Source organism: Anaerotruncus massiliensis (ex Togo et al. 2026) (assembly GCF_900199635.1).
Taxonomy (GTDB): domain Bacteria; phylum Bacillota; class Clostridia; order Oscillospirales; family Ruminococcaceae; genus Anaerotruncus; species Anaerotruncus massiliensis.
This window is the reverse complement of the sequence record NZ_LT962687.1, coordinates 1,337,239-1,360,708: the sequence shown is the minus strand read 5'-3', so window position 1 is coordinate 1,360,708 and position 23,470 is coordinate 1,337,239. Positions and strand designations below refer to the sequence as shown.

The 23,470-nt window shown below is 62.7% G+C and carries 24 protein-coding genes and 1 pseudogene; 15 read left to right on the top strand and 10 right to left on the bottom strand.

What is annotated here, in order from left to right:
• Positions 1-63: 63 nt before the first annotated feature.
• A complete protein-coding gene (locus tag C1A13_RS06850; protein ID WP_101550426.1) occupies positions 64-564 on the bottom strand; it encodes an N-acetyltransferase in 501 nt (166 codons plus the stop codon).
• Between the two features lie 142 nt (positions 565-706).
• Here C1A13_RS06850 and C1A13_RS06845 point away from each other — a divergent pair, with 142 nt between their 5' ends.
• The 3 genes from C1A13_RS06845 to C1A13_RS06835 all read left to right on the top strand — a co-directional run bounded on the left by C1A13_RS06845 (position 707) and on the right by C1A13_RS06835 (position 4,344).
• The gene (locus C1A13_RS06845) at positions 707-1,972 is read left to right on the top strand and encodes a Sapep family Mn(2+)-dependent dipeptidase (RefSeq protein WP_101550424.1); all 1,266 of its coding nucleotides are present in this window, start codon (positions 707-709) and stop codon (positions 1,970-1,972) included.
• 97 nt (positions 1,973-2,069) lie between these two features.
• Positions 2,070-4,004, top strand: a complete 1,935-nt coding sequence (locus tag C1A13_RS06840; protein ID WP_101550422.1) for an OPT family oligopeptide transporter — start codon at positions 2,070-2,072, stop codon at positions 4,002-4,004.
• Positions 3,991-4,344: a PqqD family protein gene (locus C1A13_RS06835; protein WP_101550420.1), complete on the top strand. Its 354-nt coding sequence runs from the start codon at positions 3,991-3,993 to the stop codon at positions 4,342-4,344. The genes C1A13_RS06840 and C1A13_RS06835 overlap by 14 nt, the downstream gene beginning before the upstream one ends.
• Positions 4,345-4,422: 78 nt before the next feature.
• Here C1A13_RS06835 and C1A13_RS06830 read toward each other — a convergent pair whose 3' ends face one another.
• Positions 4,423-4,878 (bottom strand): threonine/serine exporter family protein, encoded by a 456-nt coding sequence (locus tag C1A13_RS06830; RefSeq protein ID WP_101550418.1) that lies wholly within the window; start codon positions 4,876-4,878, stop codon positions 4,423-4,425.
• Between the two features lie 12 nt (positions 4,879-4,890).
• On the bottom strand, positions 4,891-5,646 hold the full coding sequence (locus tag C1A13_RS06825; protein ID WP_172439201.1) for a threonine/serine exporter family protein: 756 nt from the start codon (positions 5,644-5,646) through the stop codon (positions 4,891-4,893).
• A 350-nt stretch (positions 5,647-5,996) separates the two neighbouring features.
• Between C1A13_RS06825 and C1A13_RS06820 the strand changes: the two genes are divergently transcribed.
• From C1A13_RS06820 to C1A13_RS06810, 4 genes and pseudogenes are all read left to right on the top strand, one after another.
• Positions 5,997-6,260 carry a hypothetical protein gene (locus C1A13_RS06820; protein ID WP_101550414.1) on the top strand — a complete coding sequence of 88 codons (264 nt, stop codon included), beginning with the start codon at positions 5,997-5,999 and terminating at the stop codon, positions 6,258-6,260.
• Positions 6,202-6,849: pseudogene (locus C1A13_RS15255) on the top strand (InlB B-repeat-containing protein); the annotation flags it as partial. The gene C1A13_RS06820 and the pseudogene C1A13_RS15255, both read left to right, overlap by 59 nt.
• 381 nt (positions 6,850-7,230) lie before the next feature.
• The gene (locus tag C1A13_RS15105; RefSeq protein WP_242970827.1) at positions 7,231-8,958 is read left to right on the top strand and encodes an InlB B-repeat-containing protein; all 1,728 of its coding nucleotides are present in this window, start codon (positions 7,231-7,233) and stop codon (positions 8,956-8,958) included.
• 151 nt (positions 8,959-9,109) lie between these two features.
• Positions 9,110-9,667, top strand: a complete 558-nt coding sequence (locus tag C1A13_RS06810) for a hypothetical protein (protein ID WP_101550410.1) — start codon at positions 9,110-9,112, stop codon at positions 9,665-9,667.
• Between the two features lie 118 nt (positions 9,668-9,785).
• On the opposite strand, the gene ptsP is transcribed toward C1A13_RS06810, so the two are convergent.
• From ptsP to nagB, 3 genes are read right to left on the bottom strand one after another with little or no spacing between them, the layout of a single operon-like run.
• Entirely contained in the window at positions 9,786-11,450 is a 1,665-nt protein-coding gene (ptsP, locus tag C1A13_RS06805) for a phosphoenolpyruvate--protein phosphotransferase (RefSeq protein WP_101550407.1), read from the bottom strand.
• A gap of 31 nt (positions 11,451-11,481) precedes the next feature.
• Positions 11,482-12,585 carry an N-acetylglucosamine-6-phosphate deacetylase gene (nagA, locus tag C1A13_RS06800; RefSeq protein ID WP_101550405.1) on the bottom strand — a complete coding sequence of 368 codons (1,104 nt, stop codon included), beginning with the start codon at positions 12,583-12,585 and terminating at the stop codon, positions 11,482-11,484.
• A 31-nt stretch (positions 12,586-12,616) separates the two neighbouring features.
• Positions 12,617-13,348 carry a glucosamine-6-phosphate deaminase gene (gene nagB / locus C1A13_RS06795; protein WP_101550403.1) on the bottom strand — a complete coding sequence of 244 codons (732 nt, stop codon included), beginning with the start codon at positions 13,346-13,348 and terminating at the stop codon, positions 12,617-12,619.
• A gap of 348 nt (positions 13,349-13,696) precedes the next feature.
• On the opposite strand from nagB, the gene C1A13_RS06790 reads away from it, so the two are divergent.
• From C1A13_RS06790 to C1A13_RS06765, 7 genes are all read left to right on the top strand, one after another.
• Positions 13,697-13,954: an HPr family phosphocarrier protein gene (locus tag C1A13_RS06790; RefSeq protein ID WP_101550401.1), complete on the top strand. Its 258-nt coding sequence runs from the start codon at positions 13,697-13,699 to the stop codon at positions 13,952-13,954.
• A 71-nt stretch (positions 13,955-14,025) separates the two neighbouring features.
• Positions 14,026-14,853, top strand: coding sequence for a PRD domain-containing protein (locus C1A13_RS06785; protein WP_101550399.1), 828 nt, complete (start codon positions 14,026-14,028; stop codon positions 14,851-14,853).
• Positions 14,854-14,922: 69 nt separating this feature from the next.
• A complete protein-coding gene (gene nagE, locus C1A13_RS06780) occupies positions 14,923-16,410 on the top strand; it encodes an N-acetylglucosamine-specific PTS transporter subunit IIBC (protein ID WP_101550397.1) in 1,488 nt (495 codons plus the stop codon).
• Between the two features lie 110 nt (positions 16,411-16,520).
• Positions 16,521-16,997, top strand: a complete 477-nt coding sequence (locus C1A13_RS06775) for a PTS sugar transporter subunit IIA (protein WP_101550395.1) — start codon at positions 16,521-16,523, stop codon at positions 16,995-16,997.
• A gap of 29 nt (positions 16,998-17,026) precedes the next feature.
• Complete coding sequence (locus C1A13_RS06770; protein WP_101550393.1) at positions 17,027-17,776, top strand: copper homeostasis protein CutC; 750 nt, start codon at positions 17,027-17,029, stop codon at positions 17,774-17,776.
• A gap of 116 nt (positions 17,777-17,892) precedes the next feature.
• The gene (locus C1A13_RS14875; RefSeq protein WP_158595569.1) at positions 17,893-18,060 is read left to right on the top strand and encodes a hypothetical protein; all 168 of its coding nucleotides are present in this window, start codon (positions 17,893-17,895) and stop codon (positions 18,058-18,060) included.
• Between the two features lie 61 nt (positions 18,061-18,121).
• On the top strand, positions 18,122-18,313 hold the full coding sequence (locus C1A13_RS06765) for a hypothetical protein (protein WP_121586242.1): 192 nt from the start codon (positions 18,122-18,124) through the stop codon (positions 18,311-18,313).
• A 150-nt stretch (positions 18,314-18,463) separates the two neighbouring features.
• Here C1A13_RS06765 and C1A13_RS06760 read toward each other — a convergent pair whose 3' ends face one another.
• Positions 18,464-19,444 (bottom strand): Gfo/Idh/MocA family protein, encoded by a 981-nt coding sequence (locus C1A13_RS06760; RefSeq protein ID WP_101550389.1) that lies wholly within the window; start codon positions 19,442-19,444, stop codon positions 18,464-18,466.
• Between the two features lie 159 nt (positions 19,445-19,603).
• Between C1A13_RS06760 and C1A13_RS06755 the strand changes: the two genes are divergently transcribed.
• Positions 19,604-20,506, top strand: a complete 903-nt coding sequence (locus tag C1A13_RS06755; protein WP_101550387.1) for a LysR substrate-binding domain-containing protein — start codon at positions 19,604-19,606, stop codon at positions 20,504-20,506.
• Positions 20,507-20,566: 60 nt separating this feature from the next.
• On the opposite strand, the gene asrC is transcribed toward C1A13_RS06755, so the two are convergent.
• From asrC to asrA, 3 genes are read right to left on the bottom strand one after another with little or no spacing between them, the layout of a single operon-like run.
• Positions 20,567-21,601, bottom strand: coding sequence for a sulfite reductase subunit C (gene asrC, locus C1A13_RS06750; RefSeq protein ID WP_101550385.1), 1,035 nt, complete (start codon positions 21,599-21,601; stop codon positions 20,567-20,569).
• A gap of 15 nt (positions 21,602-21,616) precedes the next feature.
• A complete protein-coding gene (gene asrB / locus C1A13_RS06745) occupies positions 21,617-22,408 on the bottom strand; it encodes an anaerobic sulfite reductase subunit AsrB (protein WP_101550383.1) in 792 nt (263 codons plus the stop codon).
• Positions 22,409-22,424: 16 nt separating this feature from the next.
• Positions 22,425-23,459, bottom strand: a complete 1,035-nt coding sequence (asrA, locus tag C1A13_RS06740) for an anaerobic sulfite reductase subunit AsrA (protein ID WP_101550381.1) — start codon at positions 23,457-23,459, stop codon at positions 22,425-22,427.
• Positions 23,460-23,470 lie beyond the last annotated feature (11 nt).

Genomic DNA, 23,470 nt, shown 5'->3' with positions numbered 1-23,470 from the left:
CCATAGAACATACGTTCTCTTCCTATTCTACCCCACGCTGCCCCAAAAGTCAACACGCCAAATTTACCCGTTTTCTCCCGAAGCCCCGTCAAATTCATACGCGATCCGCGGGCTGCCGTCCTCCACATGGATGACGCCGCGCCGCGCGAAGCCGTGCTTTTCGATCAGATGCCGCATCGTGCCGTTCCTTTCATGGGTGTCGATCCGCAGGCACTCCATCCGCCCCCGGCAATACGCCACGCACTGGGCGAAGACGCCCTTTCCCGTGCCGTCGCCGGCGACCCGGTGGATCGTGCCGTAGGGCCCGTCATGCTCCCACGCCCCGTTTTCCATCTCCGCATAGGTCGTCTCCTCCCCCAGCGCCAGCACGAACGCGCCGTGGATCTTATCGCCCTCCGTGACGACGTAAAGCTGCCCGCGCCTGAGGTCTTCCTCGAGCAGCTCCCGACGCGGATAGGAGCTCCCCCACTGCGCCGGGTTGCCGTTTTCCGCCATATACCGTCGGGCCGCCGCGTAAATCTCCAGAATCCTGCCGAGCTCGTCCGGTTTTGCAGGACGCACCATCGCGTTTCCCCCTCTATCCTTGCTACGGGTATTTTACCGCAAAAGGGCCTTTTGGCGCAAGCGGCTGGAAATGCGGAACGGTTTGTGATATTCTAGGAAAGTACGGCAACCCTAACAATATCCCAACAAAAGGAGCCTGGACATGAAACATTATCCTCTGAATGAAAAACAGTTCCTCGCCGATCTGCGGGGGCTCTTACAGATCAAGAGCGTCAACGGCGGCTGCGGCCCCGTCACCGACGAAGCGCCGCTCGGCAAGGGCGTATACGACGCGCTCGAATACATGCTGGCGCTCGGCCGGAAGTTCGGCTTCCGCACCAAAAACCTCGACGGCTACTGCGGCTGGATCGAGATGGGCGAGGGCAGCCGGCTCGTCGGCATCATCGCCCACGTGGACACCGTCCCCGTCGAGGAGGACGGCTGGCTCGCGCCCCCCTTCGACGGCACCGTGATCGACGGCCGCCTCTACGGGCGCGGCGCCTGCGACGACAAGGGCCCCGCCATGACCGCCCTCTACGCCATGAAGGCGGTCGCGGACAGCGGTCTCACGCCCGGCAAGCGGGTGCGCCTCATCCTCGGCGGCGACGAGGAGGCGGGCGACTGGCGGTGCATGGCCCGCTACCGCAAAACCGAGGAGGCCCCCGACTGCGCCTTCACCCCCGACTCCGAGTATCCCGTCACCTATGCGGAAAAGGGCATCCTGCACGTGCGCATTTACCGCGCGCTCGACGAGGGCGTGAAGCCCCTTTCGATCTCCTGTCCGAACGCCTACAACGTCGTGCCCGCCCACGCGGAAGCGGAGGCCGGCGGCGTCCGTTACGAGGCGGCGGGAAAGGCGTCCCACGCGATGGCCCCCCATCTCGGCGTCAACGCGCTTGTGAAGCTCTGCGACGAGCTGCGCGCCAAGGGGATCGACCATCCCTTCCTCCGTCTTATGGAAAACGCGGGGCCCGAAAAATTCGGCGTCGCATTTTCCGACGAGCCTTCGGGCAGACTAACGGTGAATCCCTCGATCGCCAAGGTGGACGCCCGCTCCGCCGAGCTCAAATGCGACATCCGCGTGCCGGTGACCTTCACCGACGCGCAGGTGGTGGAGGCGCTCGCAAAGGCCGTCGCGCCGTTCGGCTTCTCGGTGGAGAACGAGTTCTTCCAGCCTCCCCTCTACGTGGAAAAGGACTCCCCCCTCGTGGCCACCCTGCAGGCGGTTTACAAAGAGTGCACCGGCCGGGACGACCCGCCCGCCTCGACGGGCGGCGGCACCTACGCGCGCGCCTTCAAAAACGCGGTGGCGTTCGGCGCGCTCTTCCCCGGCGAGGAGGTCACCTACCACAAGACCAATGAAAACTGGGCGCTCGAGTCGATCTGGAAGAACTACCAGATCCTCGCCAACGCGATCGAGGCGCTGTAGGGCTGTCTCCCCTTCCTGACTGTGTACGGCGGGGCAGACGGCCCCGTTCCCCCCTGCGTTTTCGCGGGGGCGTATCCAATCAGGAAGGGGTTTTTTCATGGAAGAAAAACCGGATTTCAAACCCTTTGTACCCGCCGACCGGGTCGCGCCCGAGTTCACCGTCGTCTCGCTGCTGCTCGGCTGCCTGCTGGCGGTGCTCTTCGGCGGCGCGAACGCCTATCTCGGGCTGCGCGTCGGCATGACCGTGTCCGCCTCGATCCCCGCGGCGGTCATCTCGATGGGGATCATCCGCGTGCTGCTGCGGCGGGACTCCATCCTCGAAAACAACATGGTCCAGACGATCGGCTCGGCGGGCGAATCGGTCGCCGCCGGCGCGATCTTCACCCTGCCCGCCATGTTCATGTGGATGAAGGAGTGGGGCGGCAGTGCGCCCTCCCTCGTGGAAATTTCAATGATTGCGCTGTGCGGCGGCGTGCTCGGCGTGCTCTTCATGGTGCCGCTGCGCAAGGCGCTCATCGTCCGGGAGCACGGCGTGCTCCCCTATCCCGAGGGCACCGCCTGCGCCGAGGTCCTGCTCGCGGGCGAACAGGGCGGCTCCAAGGCAGGCACCGTCTTCGCGGGGCTGGGCTTGGCCGCGCTCTACAAGTTCATCGCGGACGGGCTCAAGCTCTTCCCCAGCGAGGTGCACTATGAGATCGGCAGCTACCGCGGCGCGGGCGTCGGGGTCGACGTCCTGCCCGCGCTGCTCGGCGTCGGCTACATCTGCGGGCCGCGCATCGCCTCCTATATGATGGCGGGCGGCGTTGTGAGCTGGCTGGTGCTCATGCCCCTCATTGCCCTCTTCGGCGGGGACGTCCTGCTCTTCCCCGGCCTCAAGCCGATCTCCAAGATGGCGTCCACCGACATCTGGAACAGCTATATCAAATATATCGGCGCGGGAGCGGTCGCCGCAGGCGGCATCCTCAGCCTTGTCAAGTCCCTGCCTCTCATCGTGCGCACCTTCGGGCAGGCGGTCAAGGGCTACGGCGGCGAAAAGGGCACCGGCCTGCGCACCGACCGCGACCTGCCGATGGGGGTCATCGGCGCGCTCGTGCTCATCACCATCGTCTTTATCTGGCTCTTCCCGCCCATCCCCGTCACGCTGCTCGGCGCGGTATGCATCGCGGTGTTCGGGTTCTTCTTCGCGACCGTCTCCTCCCGGCTGGTGGGGCTTGTCGGCTCGAGCAACAACCCCGTCTCCGGCATGGCGATCGCGACGCTGCTCTTCTGCACGATGCTCCTCAAATCCACCGGCAGCGCCGGGCAGGGCGGCATGATGGGCGCGATCGCCATCGGGTCGGTCATCTGCATCATCGCCGCGATCGCTGGCGACACCTCACAGGACCTCAAGACCGGCTATATTCTCGGCGCAACCCCGCGCAAGCAGCAGCTCGGCGAGCTGGTGGGCGTGGCCGCCGCCGCGCTCGCGATCGGCGGCGTGCTCTACCTGCTCGACATGGCCTGGGGCTACGGCTCCACCGAGCTGCCCGCCCCCCAGGCGATGCTCATGAAGATGGTCGTCGAAGGGGTCATGGAGGGCAACCTCCCCTGGACCCTCGTTTTCGCGGGCGCAGGCATCGGCGTCGCCGCCGAGATTCTGCGCATCCCTGTGCTCCCCTTCGCGGTGGGCATCTATCTGCCCATCCACCTCTCCGTTCCGATCATGACGGGCGGCCTCGTCCGCCTGTGGTTTGAAAAGCGCCGGTGCCGCTCCGAAGAGGCGCGCAGGGACACGGTTGAGCGCGGCGTCCTCTACACCTCCGGCATGATCGCGGGCGAGGGGCTCATCGGCATCCTGCTGGCCGTCTTCGCCATCATCCCGGTCGGCAAAGACGCCGCCGGCGAGGCGGTCAGCCTGGGCAGCGCCATCGACCTCTCCCGCCTGACCTCCGGGCTCGGCGGCTGGGCGGCCCTGCTCTCCCTCGCGGCCTTCGGCCTGCTCATCCTCTCCCTGCTGGGCGCGGCCCTCCGCAACCGCCATGACGCGGCGTGAGCGCCGGTCCCGCAACTACCTCGAATTCATTCCGCTGCGCGACCCCGGGCTTCCCTGGCGGGAGCGGGAGCCGGGACTCGTCACGCTGACGGCCGCGCACCGGGGATTTTTCAACCGTGTGGCGCAGCGGTGCTTCGGACGGCCCGCGGCAAGCAGGATCGACCTCGACCGGCAGGGCAGCTTCGTATGGCTCCAAATCGACGGCGCCCGCCCGGTCGGGGAGATCGGCGCGCTGCTGGAAGCGCGGTTCGGGGAGGAGGCCGCGCCGCTCTACCCGCGCCTCGTGCGGTTTATCGAGCTGCTGCGGGAATACCGGTTCATCCGGTGGAATACAGAATGATCCATTGAACTTTGCCCGGATGTCCGCCGGACAAGCGGAAAAAGGAAGGACGCGGCCATGGCCGCGTCCTTCCTTTTATTATGCAGTCTCCCGGCGCTTCCGGCGCTGGATGTTGTTGAGGATCCGCACGCAGGCGGAAACGAGCAGGATGCCGATCGCCAGCGCGCCCGCGATGCCCAGCGTGTGGATGCCGGTGTTCATGAAGTTCATCATATCGCCGTTGATGCAGTATTCCATCGTGTAGTAGATGCCGCCGCCCGGCACCAGCGGGATGAGGCCCACGATGAGGTAGACGGTGGCGGGGGATTTCTGGAGGCGCGCCATGATCTCGGAATAGGCCGCAACCGCAAGGATCGCGGCGAACGACTGGGTGATGTCGTTCTGGAGCCAGCCGCAGAGCAGGTAGACGCACCAGCCGACCGCGCCGCCGAGCGACGCGAGCAGCAGCATCCGCTTGCGCATGCGGATGTTGAAGACCAGGCAGTAGCCGACGCACCCCATAAAGGAGTAGAGGCAGGGCAATAACAGTTCCATCAGATCCCCTCCCTACAGCATCCGCGCGACGGCGAGCGCGGCACCCGCGCCGAGCGCCATCGCCGCGGCGGTGAGCAGCGCCTCGGTGAGGCGGGCCTGTCCGGCAAGGTAATCCCCCGCCATGATGTCCCGCATCGCGTTGGTGATCGCGACGCCCGGGACGAGGTTCATGAGCGCGCCGATGACCATCTTGTCGATGTTCTGTCCCAGTCCCAGCCCCACGGCGGCCACCGCGAGCATCATTGTGACGCCGCTTGCGATGATGTTGACGAAGACGGCGTTGGCCTTCCAGCGTTCCAGCGCAAATACGACAAAGAACATCGCCAGCCCAATGACGGCCGCGCAGCCCGCGTCCGCGAGCGTCCCCCCGAAAAAGAGGGCGAAGGAAAACGCGATCAGCACATACCCTGCGCACCGCCGCGCGGGCGGGGAGCCGCCCAGACGGCGGATTGCCTCCAGCTCGCCGTACGCCTCCTCCAGCGGGACCTCCCCTCGGCAGATGCGCCGGCAGAGGGCGTTCAAAAGGTCGATGCGGTCGAGGTTGGTGCCACGCGCGTAGATACGGCGGGTCTTGCTGACCGTGCTGCCGTCCCCAAGCGTGATCGACACGATGATGCAGGTCGGCACCGCGAAGACGTTCGCCTCCCGCGCACCGTAGGCGCTCACCAGCCGGTAGACCGATTCCTCCACGCGGTAGGTCTCCGCGCCGCTCTCGAGCAGCTCGCTGCCCACGTCCGCCGAGACGTGCAATAGCTCGTTGTAGTCCAAGGCCCTTCCCCTTCCGTACCGAACTGCAAAATCCCGTAACAGTATACCATAGTTCCCCCGCGCAGACAATGGCGCGGCGGAAAAGAGATCCCGTTACACAAAGGTCAATTTCCCAATTAATTGGATATATTGTGTGACTGATCCACATTTTTCGTTCCCGCCAAAAAGCTATAAATCATTGATTTTCTTGGGAAAAATATAAAATTTCTGTCACAAACTAGATAAAATATTGTTTTGTGACTGGCGTGTGATTACCAAATGCTATATTTTGGTTGTTACCAATGGCAAATGCTGGGGTTCTGTTAAAAAAGCCGAACTCCACGGAAATAACAGGAAGGGTGTGGACAAAGATGAGCGATCCGGCGGGAAAACCGATGGACCCCGCTTCGTTCCTCATCCAGGTGCAGTTCCGTCAGAACGCCACCTGGCAGGGCAGTATCCAGTGGCTCGACAAGAAAAAGACCCAGCGGTTTAGAAGCACGCTGGAACTCATTCAGCTCATGGACAGCGCGCTGGATTCGCGGGGCCCGGACGAGAAAGCGGTCGCGGCTTGGAATGATTCGGACGCCGGTACAGTCCCGGCGCAGAAGCAGGAGGAAAAGGAAGATGCATAACATGAAGAAGCTCTTGGCGGCCCTCATCGCGGCTCTGCTCGTACTGACGCTCGTTCCGGTGAGCGCGCTGGCGGCTGCAAACTCAACAGTAACCATTCGCGCCGCACTAATCAATGTCCCCTTTAAAAGTGGAATTACGAAAATAAATGGTTATTCATGTAGCACTAGCTCTGGGAATTTGGTAATTGACTTGGGAAAATACAATGTTAATAACAAAAGTTTTAAACTACCAAAAGCTGAGGATATCTTTCAGATGGATGGCGTCAAATGTACTTATGTTCTGACCAACAGTGGTCAGCGCCAGCCTGGCAGCAGCTTTTCACTTTTTAACGGCGGTAACATATGCTCGTATTATTTCGAGCGGGCTGCAACATCGTATTCTATTACCTATAATAAGAATTGTAATGATACGGTTTCCAACATGCCGTCGGCACAGTCCGGAAGCACGACGGCGTCCTCCATTACGCTCAGCGGTAACCGCCCCACCCGCAGCGGGTATGAGTTTCAGGGCTGGTCGACTTCCTCGGGGAGCACGGCCGCTCAATATCAGCCCGGTGGCTCCTACTCCCTGAGCAACGGAACGTCCCGGACGCTTTACGCGGTATGGAAACAGACCCAGAAGTATCAACTGACCGTCGAAACACTCGTCGACAACGTAAAAGTTGGCGAGGGCACGGGCAGCGATGCTTATGCTGCCGGGACCACCGTTCAAATTGCCCCGGATAAAGCCAAATTCAATACCGACGCGTTCACATATACCTTCCAGGGATGGAGCATAAAAATCGGAAACGGCACCTTTACCAACGCCGGCAGCGAGAGCACCTCTTTCAAGACCGGAAACGCCGCTACCACCATCCGCGCAAACTATCATGCGGAACGAAAGCCCGTCACCCCGAGCACTGCCAACTTGACGGTCATGACCCATATAAACGGCGAGCTTTCCAAAACAGATTCCTATGGACCTTATGATTTGCCATCCGACGGCAACGGTATCGTCATCTACCCGGAAGCCAACAAATCCGGCTTTGATACGGAGAACTATGACTACGAGTTCGTAAAATGGAATAAAGAAAGCGGCAGCGGACATTTTGGAAGTACGGTTGAAAACGCGCCCTTCCGAATTAAGGACGACAGCGTTGTATCCGCCTACTACACCGCCACTCCAAAAGCTGCTGAGACCTTCACCGTCACCTTTGACAGCAACGGCGGCTCCGATGTGGCTTCCATCACCGGCATCGCCCGGGGGAGCACGATCGACAGGCCCACCGACCCGTCCAAAGAAAACTGCGACTTCTCCGGTTGGTACAAGGATGACGGCACTTTCGCCGAAGCATGGAACTTTGGCTCCGATACCGTCACCGAAAATCTCACGCTCCACGCCAAGTGGACTGAAAAGAGCGTTGACCCGCCCAAACCCGAAGTCGACCGGATCACACTCCTCTACGCCTCCGCCGACGGGCAGATCAACGAAACCCACTATATGGACGCCCCGTCAGTCGCCGGCCCGGTGGATCTGTCCGACGCGATCAAGAGCTTCGGCGGCTACCGCTTTGACAGCTTCTCCGTCTCCTCCGAGCCCAAGGAAGCCGCCGACACGGTCAGCCTGATGTCCGCGGAGGCCATTTCGGAGGAAGCTCCCGCCGCCTCCCTCCAGCAGGAGGTCGACGCGCTCAAGGCCGCGCTGGTCAAGGACGGCGTTTACGCCAGCATCGACGAGATCGACGCCGATCTGGACGACTACCGCGATCTCGCCGGACAGATCGACGAGCTCAACGCCAAGCTGAAAAAGCTGGCGCATCAGGAAGAAGACAAGGACGACGCGTTCGATGAAAACCAACAGAGTTCCGACGATCAGCAGGGCTCCGACGACCAGCAGGGCTCCGACGATCAGCAGGGCTCTGACGATCAGCAGGGCTCCGATGACCAGCAGGGTTCCGACGATCAGCAGGGCTCCGATGACCAGCAGGGTTCCGATGACCAGCAGGGTTCCGATGACCAGCAGGGTTCCGACGATCAGCAGGGTTCCGACGATCAGCAGGGTTCCGACGCCCAGCAGGGCTCCGATGATCAGCAGGGCTCCGACGCCCAGCAGGGCTCCAATGATCAGCAGGGCTCCGACGATCAGCAGGGTTCCGATACTCAGCAGGGTTCCGATGACCATCGTGACAGCGACAGCAAGGGCAACGAAAAACCGACCCTTGAGGAGCAGATCGAATCGCTCGAATCGAATATCCAGTCCTACCGCGACGCGCGTTCCGAGCTCAAGCACAAGCTCGGCAGCGAGCTGATCGAGAAGGACGCGGCGCTCCGCTCCGCGGCGTTCCCGGCGCTTCTGTCGGACAATGCGATTGCCGTATCCGCAAACGACGTGGAAGTCAGCGGCAACACCTTCCAGTACGACCCGAGCAACGTCTATACCGTCATCTTCCACTATGTGAAGACCGGCGGAAGCAGCAATCCCGGCGGCGGCGGAAGCAGCGGCAGCGACCGCCCCGATACCCCCTCCACCCCGATCCTCAAGCCTAAGGACGAAACCGTCCCCGAAGGCCTCCTGACGATTGAGGATGAGGAAGTGCCTCTGTCCGCGCTCCCCACCAAGCAGGGCCCCAATACCGGCCGCGGCGGCGAACGCCATGCGAATCTCGCCGCGCTCACCCTCCTGCTCAGCGCCTTTGTCGGGCTGCTCAAGAAGAAATAACGGACTTATGAAAGCCGGGCGCGCGAGGATCGCGCGCCCGGCTTTTTCCATTTTTGTGCACATTTCATATAGACGAGCCCTTTCCTCTGCGGTATACTAGAAAAAATACAGATTATCAGGCCGCTTTGCGGCCAGAAGCGAGGAACTGTTTATGGATTCAACATACCTGCTGGCCTATGGGATGATGATGGTTTTGATCGTCATCGCCTTCATTGTCATCAATCAGGCCCACCAGAAGATCCGGCGGATGTGCGATCCGTTCGGCATCGCCTTTGCCGAGGCCGCCAACCACACCCTCTCCGGGCTGAGCTGCAAGCCCGCCACGGAAACGCTCGCGGACGGCGCCGTCCGGATGCTCCCCTTCGAGCAGCAGTCCCCCGAGATGCAGGAGGTCCTGCGGCGCGGCTGCGACGCCTATGTGCGGGAACGGCACGAGACGATGCAGAACGCCCTGCGGCAGGTTCTGGAAGCCACCAAAGCCAACAGCCGCCAAAACAAGTTCTATTTCGGCGTGCTCAATGAAATCTACCGCGTGAATCTGCTCTTCTTTAACGGCTGCCATGACCTGTCCACCCTCGCGGATGAGGACGACCGTACAGAGTTTGGCCTCTACATCGACAACCAGGATTTCATCCGCGGGAACATCTCCAAGCGGATGACCACCGCCGGGCAGAAGCAGCTCGCCGCGCTCTGGGACCAGCACGACTGACCGGCGTTTCCTGTAAAGCAACTTTACTTAACGCGATTCTTGTAGCAGCTGCAAAAGCGGCCCGCACAGCCATTGAGGCTGTGCGGGCCGCTTCGTTTTACTGCCAAGTGATTTACCTTTACTCCATAAACGCCGCGAGCAGTTTTTCACGGACCTCCGCCACGTTCGTCTCCCGGACGCGGCGGCGCAGCTCGAGCACGTAGGGCGGCGAAACGGACAGCTCGTCGACCCCGATGGCGAGGAAGGTCTCGGTCAGCTCGGGGTCCGCGGCAAGCTCGCCGCAGATGCCCATCCAGATGCCCGCCTTGTGGGCGTTGTCCGCCACCAGCTTGATGAGCCGCAGGATCGCCGGGTGATGCGCGTCATAGAACCGCTCCAGCTTCTGGTTCTGGCGGTCGATCGCCAGGGTGTACTGGGTCAGGTCGTTGGTGCCGATGCTGAAGAAATCCACCTCCGGCGCGAGCCGGTCGCTGATCATCGCCGCCGCGGGCGTCTCGATCATGATGCCCAGCTCGACCTCCTCGGAATAGGGGATGCCCGCCGCCTTCAGCTCCTCCCGCACCTCGGCGGCAATCCGCTTGATCTCGCGTACCTCCCATACGGAGGTGATCATCGGGAACATGATCGCGATGTTGCCGAACGCCGACGCGCGGTAGAGGGCGCGCAGCTGGGTCTTGAAGACGTCCTCCCGCGTCAGGCAGATACGGATGGCGCGGTAGCCCATCGCGGGATTGTCCTCCTTGGGCAGCTGGAAGTAATCCACCTGCTTGTCGGCGCCGATATCGAGGGTGCGGATGACCACCCGCTTGCCGGCGGCCGTCTCCGCGACGGTGCGGTACGCGGCGAACTGCTCCTCCTCGCTCGGGTAGCCGCTGCTCTCGAGGTAGAGGAACTCGCTGCGGAAGAGCCCGATGCCCCCCGCGTCGTTGGCGAGCACCGCGCCCATGTCGGAGGGGCTGCCGATGTTGGCGTAGATGAGCACCTTCTGACCGTCGACCGTGACGTTTTCCTTGCCCCGCAGTTCCTGGAGCAGGCGGCGCTTGTCGTTCTCCTTCTCCCACTTTTCGCGCAGGGCCGCCGTCGTCTCCGCGTCGGGGTCGACGTAAATCTGCCCGCAGAAGCCGTCCACGATGACCTCGCGGCCATTATAGGCCTCCTCCAGCACATCCCCCACGCCGATCACGGCGGGGATGTTCATCGTGCGCGCCAGGATCGCGGTGTGGGAGTTGGCCGAGCCGCGCTTGGTCACGAACGCGAGAATCTTGTTTTTGTCGAGCTGGACCGTCTCGCTCGGCGCGAGGTCGTCCGCCGCGATGACCACCGGCCCGGCCGAGTCAACCCCCGCGCTCTGCACGCCGCAGAGCACGTTCACCAGCCGCTCGGACACGTCCTTGACGTCCGCCGCGCGCCCCTGCATATAGGGGTCGTCCATCGCGGAAAACATCTGCGCGAAGTTATCCGCCGTCACGCCGACGGCGTACTCCGCGTTCACCCCCTGGGAGGTGATGATGTTGGTGACCGAATCGCAGTAGTCGAGGTCCTCGAGCATCATCTGGTGGATCTGGAAAATCATCGCATTGGTCTCCCCCACCTCGACGAGCGCTTTCTGGTAGAGCGCCTCGAGCTGTTCGACGGCCTTTGTCTTCGCGTCCTCGAACCGGGCGATCTCCGCCTGCGGGTCGTCGACGCTGCGTCGGTGGATGTTCTGCTGGCGGCGCTCATAGAACGCCAGCCTGCCGAACGCGATCCCGCCGAACACGCTCTTGCCGTTTAATACTATCATTCCTGCACCTCCCGAAGATTTCCCCGCCGGGTCAGAGCTGTTTTCCCTTCACATAGACCGCACGGATATTCAGCTCCCGGTCGGCCAGCACAAAGTTGGCGAGCTTTCCGGACGCGATCGAGCCCATGCGGCCGTCCTCGCCGATCGCTTTGGCGGGATTGATCGTGGCCATCCGGACGGCGCTCTCGAGCGGCATGCCGAATTTGACCGCGCAGCGCATGCAGTCGAAGAGGTTGGTGGCGGAGCCCGCGATCGTGCCGTCCGAAAGGGTCGCGAGGTTGCCCTTGACGTCGACATGCTGGCCGCCGAGCGAATAGGCCCCGTCCGAAAGGCCGGTGGCCATCATGCTGTCGCTGATGAGCACGACCTTGTCGTCCCCGAGCAGCTTGACGGTCGCGCGCACGACCGCCGGGTGGATGTGCACCCCGTCGCAGATGAGCTCCGCCATCGCGCCGCTGTCCGCCACCGCGCCGACCACGCCGGGCGCGCGGTGGGAGAAGGGCGGCATCGCGTTGTACAGGTGGATGGCGCGGGACGCGCCCCGCCGGAACGCCTCCATCGCCGTATCGTAGTCCGAGGTGGTGTGGGCCACCGCGACGGCGCAGTATTTTTTCGTCTCGTCGATGAACTCCATCGCGCCGGGCAGCTCGGGCGCGACGCAGGCGGTCTTGATCCTGCCGCCCGACGCCTCCCACAGCCGCCGGAACATGCCGATATCCGGCTCGCGCAGGAAGGCGCCGTTCTGCGCGCCCTTCTTGGCGGGGTTGAAGAAGGGCCCCTCCATGTTGACGCCGAGGAACATCGCGCCGCCCCGGTAGGAGTAGCGCGCGGCATTTTGGTAGATCGCGGCGAGCGTCTCCTCCGCCAGCGTCATCGACGCGGGCGAGATGGCGGTCACGCCGTTTTTGCCCTCATAGGCGGTGATCGCGTCGAGCGCCTCGTCGGTGCCGTCGCAGAAATCGTAGCCGTCGCAGCCGTGAAAATGGATATCGATCAGCCCGGGAAGCATGAGCAGCCCCGACGCGTCGACCGTACCGCCGCCCGCCGTTTCGGCGAACAGCTCCCCTTCCACCGCGACGTCCCGCTTTTCAAAGGCGAACCCTTCGGTATAGACCTGTGCGTTTTTGATAATCATCTGGAACCTCCGTCCCCGCGCCGCGGGGCTTTTACAGTTGGATTTTGGCGAGCGCCGCGCCGTCCGCCACAACGGTCACGTCGTTGTGGAGCTGGAGGATCGACGCGGGTACCGCCGGCGTGATCGGCCCGCAGAGCGCCGCGTACATCGCGTCCGCCTTGCCCGCCCCGCTGGCGACGAGCAGAATCTTTTTCGCCTGCATGATCGACTTGATACCCATCGAATAGGCGTAGCGGGGCACGTCGTCCCGGTTCTCGAAGAAGCGGGAGTTCGCCTCGATGGTGCTCTCGGTGAGCGCGACGCAGTGGGTTTCCTTCTCGAACGCCTCGCCCGGCTCGTTGAAGCCGATGTGGCCGTTCGCGCCGATGCCCAGGATCTGAAGATCGATGCCGCCCACGCTCTCGATGACCCGGTTGTAGCGCGCGCACTCCTTTTCGCTGTCCGGCTCCATGCCGTTGGGGATGTGGGTGTTTTCGGGCCTGATGTTGATGCCCTTGAAGAAATGCTCGTTCATGTAGTAGTAATAGCTCTGGTCGCTCTCCCGCGGAAGGCCCTTGTACTCGTCGAGGTTGACCGACTTGACGGAAGAGAAGTCGATATCGCCCTTGTTGTACCAGTCGGTCAGCTGGGCGTAGATGCCCTCGGGCGTCGAGCCGGTGGCCAGCCCGAGCACGCAGTTGGGCTTCATGATCACCTGCGCGGAGACGATGTTGGCGGCCTTGCGGCTCATGTCGTGGTAGTCCTTCGCAACGTATATTCTCATGGTCGGTTCCCCCTTTTTGCTGCGGCCCTGTCCGCGGGTCGCTTAGTTTCATTATAGTGGCTCCATCCGTCTTTACAAGGGCTCTTGTTTAAAAAAAGAATTTTTTAGGGATAAATCCACAATTTTTTATCCATTTTCTGTTATTGTTAACAAAATGTGTCCATAATATTGACAAAATATATCTCAGCTGTTAAACTGAAACCAAACAGAAGATGCAAAGTGATGTTACTGATGCGATCAGGCATAAGCTTTCGGACGATTGGTTGAATTGTTTGGAAAGTTTGTGCCTTTTATTTTTCCCCGATTTTCGCCGGTACATCCGCATCCGCTCAAAAGGAGGATCATTTCATGCAGACCTTTACCTACAAAATAAACGACGCCCTCGGCATCCACGCGCGCCCCGCCGGGCTGCTCGTCAAGTGCATCTCGTCCTTCCCCGCCGCGACCACCATCTCGGTGAACGGCAAGTCGGCCGACGGCAAGCGCCTCTTCGCGCTGATGGGGCTGGGCGTCAAGCAGAACGACGAGATCACCGTCGCCGTCGACGGCGAGCGGGAGGTCGAAGCCGCCGAGGCCATCAAAAAGTTCCTCACCGAAAACCTGTAAGTGCCGCGCCGCCGCAGGGCGGCGCGCGCGGTCGGCTTTCACGGGGGACGGCTTGAAGGAGGGCGCGCGGCATGCACTACAAAGTGCTGAAGGTCTATAACAACAACGTCGTCCTGGCCGAGGAGCCGGGCGGCAAGCAGATCGTGCTGATCGGCAAGGGCGTCGGGTTCGGTGCGCGCAAGGGCGACCTGATCAACGGCGACGATCCGGACAACAAGGTCTTTTCCATCCTGGACGAGAGCGTCAACCCCAGCGAGATCAAACGGCTCAACTACGACATCGAAAAGGTCGAGAAGGTGACCCAGGAGATCGTGGAGATCGCGCGCGAAAAGCTCGACATCACCAACGACAAGCTCTACGACGCCCTCTACGACCACATCGCGTTCGCGATCGAACGCCTCAAGATGGGCCTGCCGATCGACAACCCCTTCATCGGCGAGATCGCCATCATGTGCTCGCGGGAGTTCGAGGTCGCGGAGATTGCCGCCAAGCTCATCCGCAGGGAGGTCGACGTCGATATCGGCGAACCGGAAAAGGGCTTCATCGCCCTCCACCTCTACTCCGCCCGCCGCAACAAGCACATCAATACTGCCATGAAAAACGCCCGGTTCTATAAGCAGGCGGTGCTCGTGGTCGGGCGGTGCTTCGGGCGGACCTTCGACACCAACTCCTCCGCCTGCAAAAACTTCCTGACCAGCCTCAACCGCCTGATCAGCTCCGCGCTGCGCGGCGCCCCGCTCGAGATGCCCGTCAAACAGTATGTCCGGCTGGGCATGGGAGAATACTACCGCGCCGCGCAGGCGGTCTCCGACCTGATGAAACGGGAGATCGGCGCGGAGCTTTCTGAAGACCACAAGGCGTTTCTGGCGGTCCACATCTGCCTGCTGGTCCAGATGTAGATTCCGGCTTTGTCTGTATACGGGGAATTCGCCCCGTACATAATAGATTCTGTTTTAGGAGGTAGACACATGGAAAAAACCACGTTCCTGCAAAAGCTCCAGAAACTGGGTAAAGCGTTGATGCTGCCCATCGCCTCCCTTCCGGTCGCGGCTCTGCTGCTCCGCCTCGGACAGGGCGACCTGCTCAACCTGCCCTTCATCTCGGCGGCCGGTTCCGCGCTGTTCGACAACCTGCCGCTGCTCTTCGCGATCGGCGTCGCGATCGGCTTTGCGAAGGACAACAACGGCGCCGCGGGCCTCGCGGGCGCCATCGGCTTCTACGTCATGAACGGCACCGCGGGCGCGCTGTTCAGCTGGCTGGTCACTCCCGTCGCGGAGGGCGCCACCGGCCTGTTCGGTTCGGTCGGCGGCTTCGCCTGGGCGCAGAGCCTCTACGCCGGCGTCGCTTCGGTCAACATGGCGCACTTCGGCGGTATCATCGCGGGCGTCATAGCGGGTGTCGCCTACAACAAGTATAAGAGCGCCAAGCTGCCCGACTGGCTCGCCTTCTTCGGCGGCCGCCGCTTCGTCCCGATCATGACCGGCCTTTACACGCTGCTTGCCGGTATCGGCTTCGGCTTTGTCTGGCCGTTCATCCAGAAGATGCTTGACACCTTCGCCGGATTCCTCTCCAGCATCGGCGCGGCCGGCGCGGCAATCTATGGCTTCTTCAACCGCGTGCTGCTCTCCGTCGGTCTGCACCACGTGCTCAACTCCTACTTCTGGTTCAACTTCGGTGAGTTTGCCAAGCCTGACGGCACCGTGGTCCACGGCGACCTGACCCGCTTCTTCGCGGGCGACCCGACTGCCGGAAACTACATGGCCGGCTTCTTCCCGATCATGATGTTTGCGCTGCCGGCCGCCGCGCTTGCCATGTACTTCTGCGCGAAGAAGGAGAACAAGGCCGCCATCGGCGGCGCGATGATCTCCGTCGCGATCCCGGCGTTCCTCTGCGGCATCACCGAGCCGATCGAGTTCATGTTCATGTTCCTCGCTCCCGGCCTCTTCGTGATCCACGGCGCCCTGACCGGCGTTTCCATGGCGGTCAGCGTCATGCTCGGCATCAAGATGGGCTTCGGCTTCTCTGCCGGCCTCTTCGACATGGTCCTCAACTGGGGCATTTCCACCAAACCCGCCCTGTCGATCGTCATCGGCCTGATCATGGCGGTCATCTACTTCTTCCTGTTCGTCTTCGTCATCAAGAAGTTTGATCTCAAGACCCCCGGCCGCGAGGAAGACGAGGAGACCGCGGACTTCGGAAAGCTGGCCGACGACATCGGCTTCGACGAGCTGGCCCAGAAATATATCGCGGTCCTCGGCGGCAAGGAAAACATCAAGGAGATCGAGAGCTGCATCACCCGCCTGCGCCTCGTCCTTGTCAGCAACAAGGAGATCGACGAGAAGGACCTCAAGGCCCTCGGCGCCTCGGGCGTGATGAAGGCCGGGACCCAGGTCACCCAGGTCATCGTCGGCATGAAGGCGGAGCTGCTCGTCGACGCGATGAAGAAGTTCCTCTGATCAAAACCGTATCCGTCTTTCGGATATCCCTCTCCGCCGCGGCGGAGAGGGATATCTTGCACTACTATCAAAAGCCCCGGCAGCGGGCAACAGTATAAGGAGAATAGGGTATGCTGAACTTTCTGAAAGGCAAACAACTTGAAATCGCGGCCCCGCTGACCGGGAAGGTGATCCCCGTGACCGAGGTCCCCGACCCCGTCTTTGCGGAAAAGGTGCTCGGGGACGGCATCGCCGTCGACCCGACCGAAGGGACGGTCTACTCCCCCGTCGACGGGACGATCTTCCAGATCGCCCACACCTTCCATGCGATGGGCATCGAGTCGGACGACGGCCTGGAGATCCTCGTCCACCTGGGCATCGACACCGTCAAGCTCGAGGGCAAGGGCTTCCAGAGCTTTGTCGAGGTCGGCCAGAAGGTCAAAAAGGGCGACAAGATCATGGAGATGGACATCGGCTTCATCAGGGAGCAGGGCCTTTCCCCGATGTCCCCCTGCATCATCACCAACCTTGACGCGATCAAGTCGATGACCGCCTGCCCCGGCCCCGCCGAGGGGGGCAGGACGGCGGCAATCACCTATAAGAAGTGAGACCCTCTTCTTCCCCAGGAGGCGTTCCCATGAAAAACCGCGTGTCCATTGAGCTTTGCTGCGGCTCGCTCGAGGACTGCAAACTGGCCGAACGCGTGGGCGCCGACCGGATCGAGCTGGTGTCCGCCCATCTGCTGGGCGGGCTCACCCCCTCCGCCGGCCTCGTCGCCCTGGTCAAGGAGCAGGTTTCCCTGCCCGTCAGCGTCATGGTCCGTCCGCGCGGCGCGGGATTCTGCTATTCCGACGAGGACTTTTCCGTCATGTGCGAGGACGCGCGCCGCTTCTCCCGGATGGGGGCGGACGGCGTCGTCTTCGGCTTCCTGACCGCCGACGGCCGTCTCGATTACGAGCGGTGCGCGCGCTTCCTAGAATGTACCGACGGCTGCGAGACGGTCTTTCACCGGGCCATCGACGTCACCGAAAACATGCTCGACGCCGCGTCGAAGCTCGTCTCCCTCGGGGTGACCCGCGTGCTGACGAGCGGCGGCTGCGCCGACGCGCTGACCGGCGCGCCCGCCATCCGCGCGATGCAGCAGATGTACGGAGACCGGATCCAGGTCCTCGCAGGGGGCGGCGTGCGCGCGGGCAACATCCTGCGCCTCGTCGAGGAGACGGGCGTCTCCCGCGTCCACCTGGGCGGCACCGCGCAGGTTTCCGACCCTTCGACCCTGCTGAACCCGACGTTGAATTTCGGGTCCTCTCTTCCGCCCTCCAACGACTGCTACCTCGCCGTCAATGAAACGACCGTGCGGGGAGTCATGCAGGTGCTCGGGCGGTAGTCATTCCGATTTACTCCCAATTCCATTCTCCGGCCCCCGCCGTTCCCTCCGTTCGGCGGGGGCCATTCATCTGCCCGCCCTCCCCCGCATATAAATCGGTATGGGAGGGATCCTTGATGAACTGTTCCGACTGCCCCGACCGGGAAAGCTGCGGCTGCCGCCCGGAAAACTGCCCCCGCTGCCGTTCCGGCGCGCCCGGATGCGACGGCTGCCTCGCGGTCTTTCTGATCGCGCTCGTCATCTTCTTTTTGCTCTGCATCATCGGCAACCCCTGCCTGCTCTGAATTTCCGTCCCCTGCATGAAGGGCCCCGCCCCGCCCCATACTATAGGGCGAGGTGATGAACATGTCAAAAGTGAACGGGAGCTTCCCCACCGGACTCGACGCCCTGCTCCAGCGGGACGCGCGCGCCAAGCAGTATTACAGCGCCCTGCCGAGCTATGTGCAGGACCTGGTCCACCGCGGCGGGGAACGCATCCAGACGCAGGCCGAGCTGGAACGCTACGCGGGGAACATCCTCGAGGGGCTGTCCAAATAACCGTTTGGAGGCGATGGCCGTGACGGATACCAATCCCGCGCCGCGCGCCCTGCTCGAATGCCAGCGCTTGCTCTGCGGCGGCGAGGATCCGCCCGCATAAAATAGGGGCGCCCGCCGTCCGGCGGGCGCCCTGTTCCCGTTTTATCGCTATTACCGCGTTTCGTCGGCGGGGAAACGGATGCCGCACTGCCGCCGCGCCTCGTCCAGCAGCTCCATCGCGGCGATCGACCGGCGGCGGTGGGGCTCCTCTCCCCGGCCCGTCCCGGCCATCCTGAGGAACGCTTCCAGCTCGTGGCGCATGTCGTGCTCCGCCGTTTCCACCGGCAGGGGCGTCTCCCCGCCGCCCCGCAGGGACAGGCGGAGATCCCCCAGGTGGCTGATGTCCCCCAGGAAGATGCTGCCGTCCTCCCCCTGGAGCTCGCTGCGGTCGTCCATGCCGCTGATCTTCGAGTAGAGCAGCTCGGCGGTCATCCCCCCGTAGGACGCAAGGATGGTGCCCGCGCCGTCCACTCCGTTTTCGAGCTTGACGCAGGCCGCCTGGATCTGTTCCGGCTCCCCGAAAAGGAGCAGCAGCAGGTGCACACAGTAGACGCCGATGTCCATCAGCGCGCCGTTGGAGAGGGAGGGGTTGAAGGCGTTTTCGATGACGCCCGCGCGGAACCGGTCGTAGCGCGAGGAGTATTTGCAGAAGCTGAGCACCGCGCGCCGCACCTTGCCGATCCGCGGGAGCGCCTCGCGCAACCGGTCGAGGGAGGGCAGAAACGCCGGGCGCATCGCCTCCAGAAGCAGCGTGCCGCTTTCATCCGCGGCGGCATACATCTCCCGGAGCTCGCGGGCGTTGGAGGCGGCGGGCTTTTCGCAGAGCACGTGCTTTCCCGCGCGGAGCATCCTCACCGCCTGCGCGCGGTGCAGGGCGTTGGGGCTCGCGATGTAGACCGCGTCCACCTCCGGGCAGGCGGCCAGCTCGTCGAGGTCTGTGAAGACCCGGGGCGCGCCCCACTTCGCGGCGTATTCCCTCCCGCGCTCCCGCGTGCGGGAGCAGACCGCCTCCAGCCGGAACCCCGGGACCTCCCCCGCTGCCGTCAGGAGCCGGTCGGTGATAAAATTGGTGCCGATTACAGCAAATCGCATGACGAGTTCCCCCTGTCAGTCTTTTTCGTTCGCTTCCCTTACACTGTACCTCATTTCCCCGGGAATTCCAATCCCCTCCGCGCAATTTTGCATTGGGATTTGATGCCGGGGCCGAAAGGTGCTATGATAGGATCAATGTACAGAGGGGAGTGACTGAGGTTGTTCGAGGAACTGCGGACCTTTGTGGAGGTGGCGGAGAGCAAAAACTTCACGCGCACGGCGCAGAAGCTGAATTTTTCCCAGCCCACCGTCAGCCAGCAGGTCAAGAAGGTGGAGATCTTTTTCGGCGGGACAAGCCTGCTCACCCGTTCGGCCGTCTCCCGGCAGATCGAGCTGACCGAGGCGGGCGAGGCGGTCTACCGCTGCGCCAAAAAGGTGCTCGGCACCCTGGAGGACACCTTCGGGGAGCTCGACCAAATCCGGCACAGCGCCGCCGTCCAACGCCTCGAGATCGGCGCGAGCATGACGATCGGCGACCATATGCTTCCCAGGGTCCTGGCGGCTTTCTGCGGGCGGTATCCCGACGTGCGCGCGGGGGTGCTGGTCGGCAACACCCGCGAGGTCTGCGACGCGCTCGAGGACGGGCGGATCGACGTGGGGCTCATCGAGGGGCGGGACATCCCCCACAGCTTCCAGCGCACCGACTTCTATACCGACCACCTCGTGCTCGCCGCCTCCCCCGCCCTCGCGGGGGAGCTCGGGGACGCCAGCCCCGGCAGGCTGGGCAAGGTGCTGTGGATCACCCGCGAGCAGGGCTCCGGCACCGAGCAGTACCTCGACAGCTTCATCTCCTCCAACCACATCCGCGTGGAGAACCGCATCGAATACAACTCCAATTTCGCCATCAAGGAGGTCGTCAAGCAGGGGCTCGGCGTCTGCTTCCTCTCCCGGCTCGTCATGCTCGACGAGCTGCGCAGCGGCGAACTGGTCGAGCTGCCCGTCCGCAGCTCCTACACCCGCGATTTTTCCTACATCCTTCCGAATGACCGCCCCCTCCCCGACGCCGCCGGGGTCTTCCTCGACCTTCTCGGCGAGGTCTGCGCCACCTTTTCGGGAGGCTGACCGGCGCCAAAAAAGCCTCCCGCGCGTATGCGCGGGAGGCTTTTTCCGGCAGGCGGCCCATTATTTTCGCGGGCCCGCCTTGGGGTGCTCGGAAAGCGGGATCACGTTGATCTGGGCGCGGTACTCGGTCTCTGTCCACAGGATGCGCTGCGCCACCGTCGCCTCGGGGTTCAGCGTGACGCCCTCGAGCATCATCTCCTTGAACTTGTCGTAGCCGGCCATGTCGATCAGGTGGCCGCCGTGCATATAGACGGGCTGGTGGTCCAGCACCCAGGCGGAAAACTTCTGCCAGTTGCCGATGACCGTGAGGAGGACGTCCTCGGTGACCCAGTTGAGGAAGGTCTTGCCCATGCGGGGGGACTGCTTGCCCGTGCGCCCGCCCACCAGCACGCGGAAGAACTTGGTGGGTCTGCGGGTCCACGCGCCCGCGGGGCAGACGGTCGCGCACTCGCCGCAGCCGACGCAGCAGCAGGTGTCCTTGGCGATCTTTTTGTCCTCGGTGAAGGAGAGCACGCCGGTCGCGTGCTTTTTGCACGCGTCGATGCACATGCCGCAGCCGATGCACCGCTCATAGTGGTAGACCATCTTGGAGATGCCGACGATGCCGAAATCGTTGAAGTGGCCCTTGCCGCAGTCGTTCGGGCAGCCCGAGAGGGACATCTTGATGTGGTAGTGGCTCGGGAAGACGAGCGGTTCCAGCTTGCGGGCGAGGTCCTGGGTGTTGTAGTTGGCGAGGATGCAGTGGGTGTTGCCGATGCAGGCCATGATGTTGCGGGAGCCGATCGTCGGATAGCCCGCGTCGGTCTCCATGTCGACGTCGCACATGTCGCACTCGACCTCTTCGAGGTACTCGGAGATGTAGTCGTTGACCGCCGGGATGTCCTCGTATTTGACGCCCGGCACGTTGAGGGTGTGGCGCATGCCGACGTGGAAATTGCCGTTGCCCCACGTCTGGCAGATATACTGGACCCGCTCGAGGTGCTTCGCGCTGATCATCGAGCCGGGGACCCGCATCTGGAGCATGAATTCGCCCGGCACCTTCGACTGCCGCCAGCAGTTCTTCTGGAGTTTTTTAATGTTGATATCCTGGTTCATCCGCTTGTTCCCTCCTCAATCCAACAGGTCTTTGGCGACCGTATAGTTGAATACGGGGCCTTCCAGGCAGACATAGGTCTCGTCGATGCGGCAGTGCCCGCATTTGCCCACGGCGCAGGACATTTTGCGCTCGAAGGAGACCCAGATCTTTTCGTCCGGGATGCCGAGCTTTTTGCATTCCAGACCGCAGAAGTGCATCATGACGGGCGGGCCGACGATGATCACCGCGTAATCGTCCCCGAAGGAGTCGAACGGCACCTTCGAGATGTGGGTGGTGACGAGCCCCGTCTCCCACCCCTCGCACACCTGGCTGTCGAGGGTGTAGATCGCGCGGAATTTCTCCGCCCAGCGCCTGAGATCGGGGCGGAAGAGGATGCAGTCCTCATTTTTGTAGCCGCAGATGAGGTCGACGCTCTTCACGAAGTCCGGCTCGGCGGCGCATTTGTTGAGCAGGCTGCGCACCGGCGAAACGCCCGTGCCGCCCGCGACGACGACGAGGTGCTTGCCGCGCAGCTCGTCGATCGGCCAGCCCTTTCCGTAGGGGCCGCGCACAAAAAGCTCGTCGCCCGGCTGGAGGGAGAACAACTGGTCGGTCACCTTGCCGACCGAGCGGATGGTGAACTCCATCCACCCCTCCCCGAAATTGCTCACCGAGATGGGGCACTCGCCGACGCGCGGGAGGGAGAGCTGAAAGAACTGCCCGTGCTGGGGACGCATATCCGTCTCAATCCGGAAGGTGTATTCCAGATTGGTCTCCCGGATGATATCCAGAATCTGATGGGGTTTCGGCATGACGGGATTGTTCATCGGTATCCTCCTTCTTTCACTGGCGTTCGGCGGCGACGATCTCTTTGATCGCGGCGGCCATCTTGTTGATGGTGGCGGGGAACGAGATGAACTTCGGGCATCTCGCGCTGCACCGCCCGCAGCCCACGCACATGTGGAAATCGCCGAAACGGGCCTTGTAGTCGTGCACCTTATGTAGGACGCGGTAGCGCATCCGGTCGGCCGCGGTCGTGCGGAACTCATGCCCGCCCGCCATGCAGTCGAAGCCCGCCACCTGGCAGGAGGCCGCCACGCGGCGGCGTTCGCCCGCGTGGGCGTTTTCGTCGTAGATTTTGTCCACCGTGGTGAAGCAGGTGCAGGTGCTGCACGCGACGGTGCAGCTTCCGCAGCTGATGCAGCGGTCGTTGAACTCCTGCCACATCGGGTGCTTTTTGAGCTTGTTGAGCACGTCCTTATTGGGGATCTCGGGGATTTCCACGGTGAAATCGTTTTGCTCGATGAACCGGACCTCGAACGGCTCCTCCCGGTTCCCGGCGAAATGGGGGGCCAGCTCGGGGTCGGGGACCGAGAAGAGCAGGCCGTTTTCGTCGCGCCGGACGGCGGCGGAATAGTCGTTCGTGCGGTTGGCGCCCATCGAGACGCAGAAGCAGGTGTCCCACCCCTCGGTACACTCCATCAGCACAAAGCGCACCCGGTCGCGCACCCGCTGGTAGAACACGTCGGCGATGCCGCCATTCTCCAGGTAGATCTTGTCCTGGTGCTCAAACGCGTTGATGTCGCAGGGGCGCAGGAAGATGAGGAGCTTTTTGGCGCCCGTGCGGCTCTCGCGGTATTCGTCCTCGGTAAAGTAAAAAATGGTCTGGGTGATCGGGCTGACGACCTCCTTGGCCGAAAAGTCCGATTTGCGGTCCCAGACGATCTCCTCGGCCCGTTTTACCCGGTCGTACCGGACAATGTCCGTATCGGAATAACGGCCCTGTTTCTCAAACAGCTTCGGCGCGTAGATCTCATACTCCGCCGACAGTTTCCGGAAGAGCTCGTCTGCCTCCGGATAGCTCAAGCGATATCCCATCTGTTTTCTTC

What these genes read in the sequence shown, in the direction of transcription:
- C1A13_RS06845 (WP_101550424.1), top strand. Translation starts at nt 707, where the DNA reads ATGAAACATTATCCTCTGAATGAAAAACAGTTCCTCGCCGATCTGCGG.
- C1A13_RS06775 (WP_101550395.1), top strand. Translation starts at nt 16,521, where the DNA reads ATGCTGAACTTTCTGAAAGGCAAACAACTTGAAATCGCGGCCCCGCTG.
- asrC (WP_101550385.1), bottom strand. Translation starts at nt 21,601, where the DNA reads ATGAACCAGGATATCAACATTAAAAAACTCCAGAAGAACTGCTGGCGG.
- nagA (WP_101550405.1), bottom strand. Translation starts at nt 12,585, where the DNA reads ATGATTATCAAAAACGCACAGGTCTATACCGAAGGGTTCGCCTTTGAA.
- C1A13_RS06760 (WP_101550389.1), bottom strand. Translation starts at nt 19,444, where the DNA reads ATGCGATTTGCTGTAATCGGCACCAATTTTATCACCGACCGGCTCCTG.
- C1A13_RS06765 (WP_121586242.1), top strand. Translation starts at nt 18,122, where the DNA reads ATGTCAAAAGTGAACGGGAGCTTCCCCACCGGACTCGACGCCCTGCTC.
- C1A13_RS06785 (WP_101550399.1), top strand. Translation starts at nt 14,026, where the DNA reads ATGCACTACAAAGTGCTGAAGGTCTATAACAACAACGTCGTCCTGGCC.
- ptsP (WP_101550407.1), bottom strand. Translation starts at nt 11,450, where the DNA reads ATGATAGTATTAAACGGCAAGAGCGTGTTCGGCGGGATCGCGTTCGGC.
- asrB (WP_101550383.1), bottom strand. Translation starts at nt 22,408, where the DNA reads ATGAACAATCCCGTCATGCCGAAACCCCATCAGATTCTGGATATCATC.
- C1A13_RS06770 (WP_101550393.1), top strand. Translation starts at nt 17,027, where the DNA reads ATGAAAAACCGCGTGTCCATTGAGCTTTGCTGCGGCTCGCTCGAGGAC.
- C1A13_RS06835 (WP_101550420.1), top strand. Translation starts at nt 3,991, where the DNA reads ATGACGCGGCGTGAGCGCCGGTCCCGCAACTACCTCGAATTCATTCCG.
- nagE (WP_101550397.1), top strand. Translation starts at nt 14,923, where the DNA reads ATGGAAAAAACCACGTTCCTGCAAAAGCTCCAGAAACTGGGTAAAGCG.
- C1A13_RS06790 (WP_101550401.1), top strand. Translation starts at nt 13,697, where the DNA reads ATGCAGACCTTTACCTACAAAATAAACGACGCCCTCGGCATCCACGCG.
- C1A13_RS14875 (WP_158595569.1), top strand. Translation starts at nt 17,893, where the DNA reads ATGAACTGTTCCGACTGCCCCGACCGGGAAAGCTGCGGCTGCCGCCCG.
- C1A13_RS06840 (WP_101550422.1), top strand. Translation starts at nt 2,070, where the DNA reads ATGGAAGAAAAACCGGATTTCAAACCCTTTGTACCCGCCGACCGGGTC.
- C1A13_RS06820 (WP_101550414.1), top strand. Translation starts at nt 5,997, where the DNA reads ATGAGCGATCCGGCGGGAAAACCGATGGACCCCGCTTCGTTCCTCATC.
- C1A13_RS06810 (WP_101550410.1), top strand. Translation starts at nt 9,110, where the DNA reads ATGGATTCAACATACCTGCTGGCCTATGGGATGATGATGGTTTTGATC.
- C1A13_RS06830 (WP_101550418.1), bottom strand. Translation starts at nt 4,878, where the DNA reads ATGGAACTGTTATTGCCCTGCCTCTACTCCTTTATGGGGTGCGTCGGC.
- nagB (WP_101550403.1), bottom strand. Translation starts at nt 13,348, where the DNA reads ATGAGAATATACGTTGCGAAGGACTACCACGACATGAGCCGCAAGGCC.
- C1A13_RS06850 (WP_101550426.1), bottom strand. Translation starts at nt 564, where the DNA reads ATGGTGCGTCCTGCAAAACCGGACGAGCTCGGCAGGATTCTGGAGATT.
- asrA (WP_101550381.1), bottom strand. Translation starts at nt 23,459, where the DNA reads ATGGGATATCGCTTGAGCTATCCGGAGGCAGACGAGCTCTTCCGGAAA.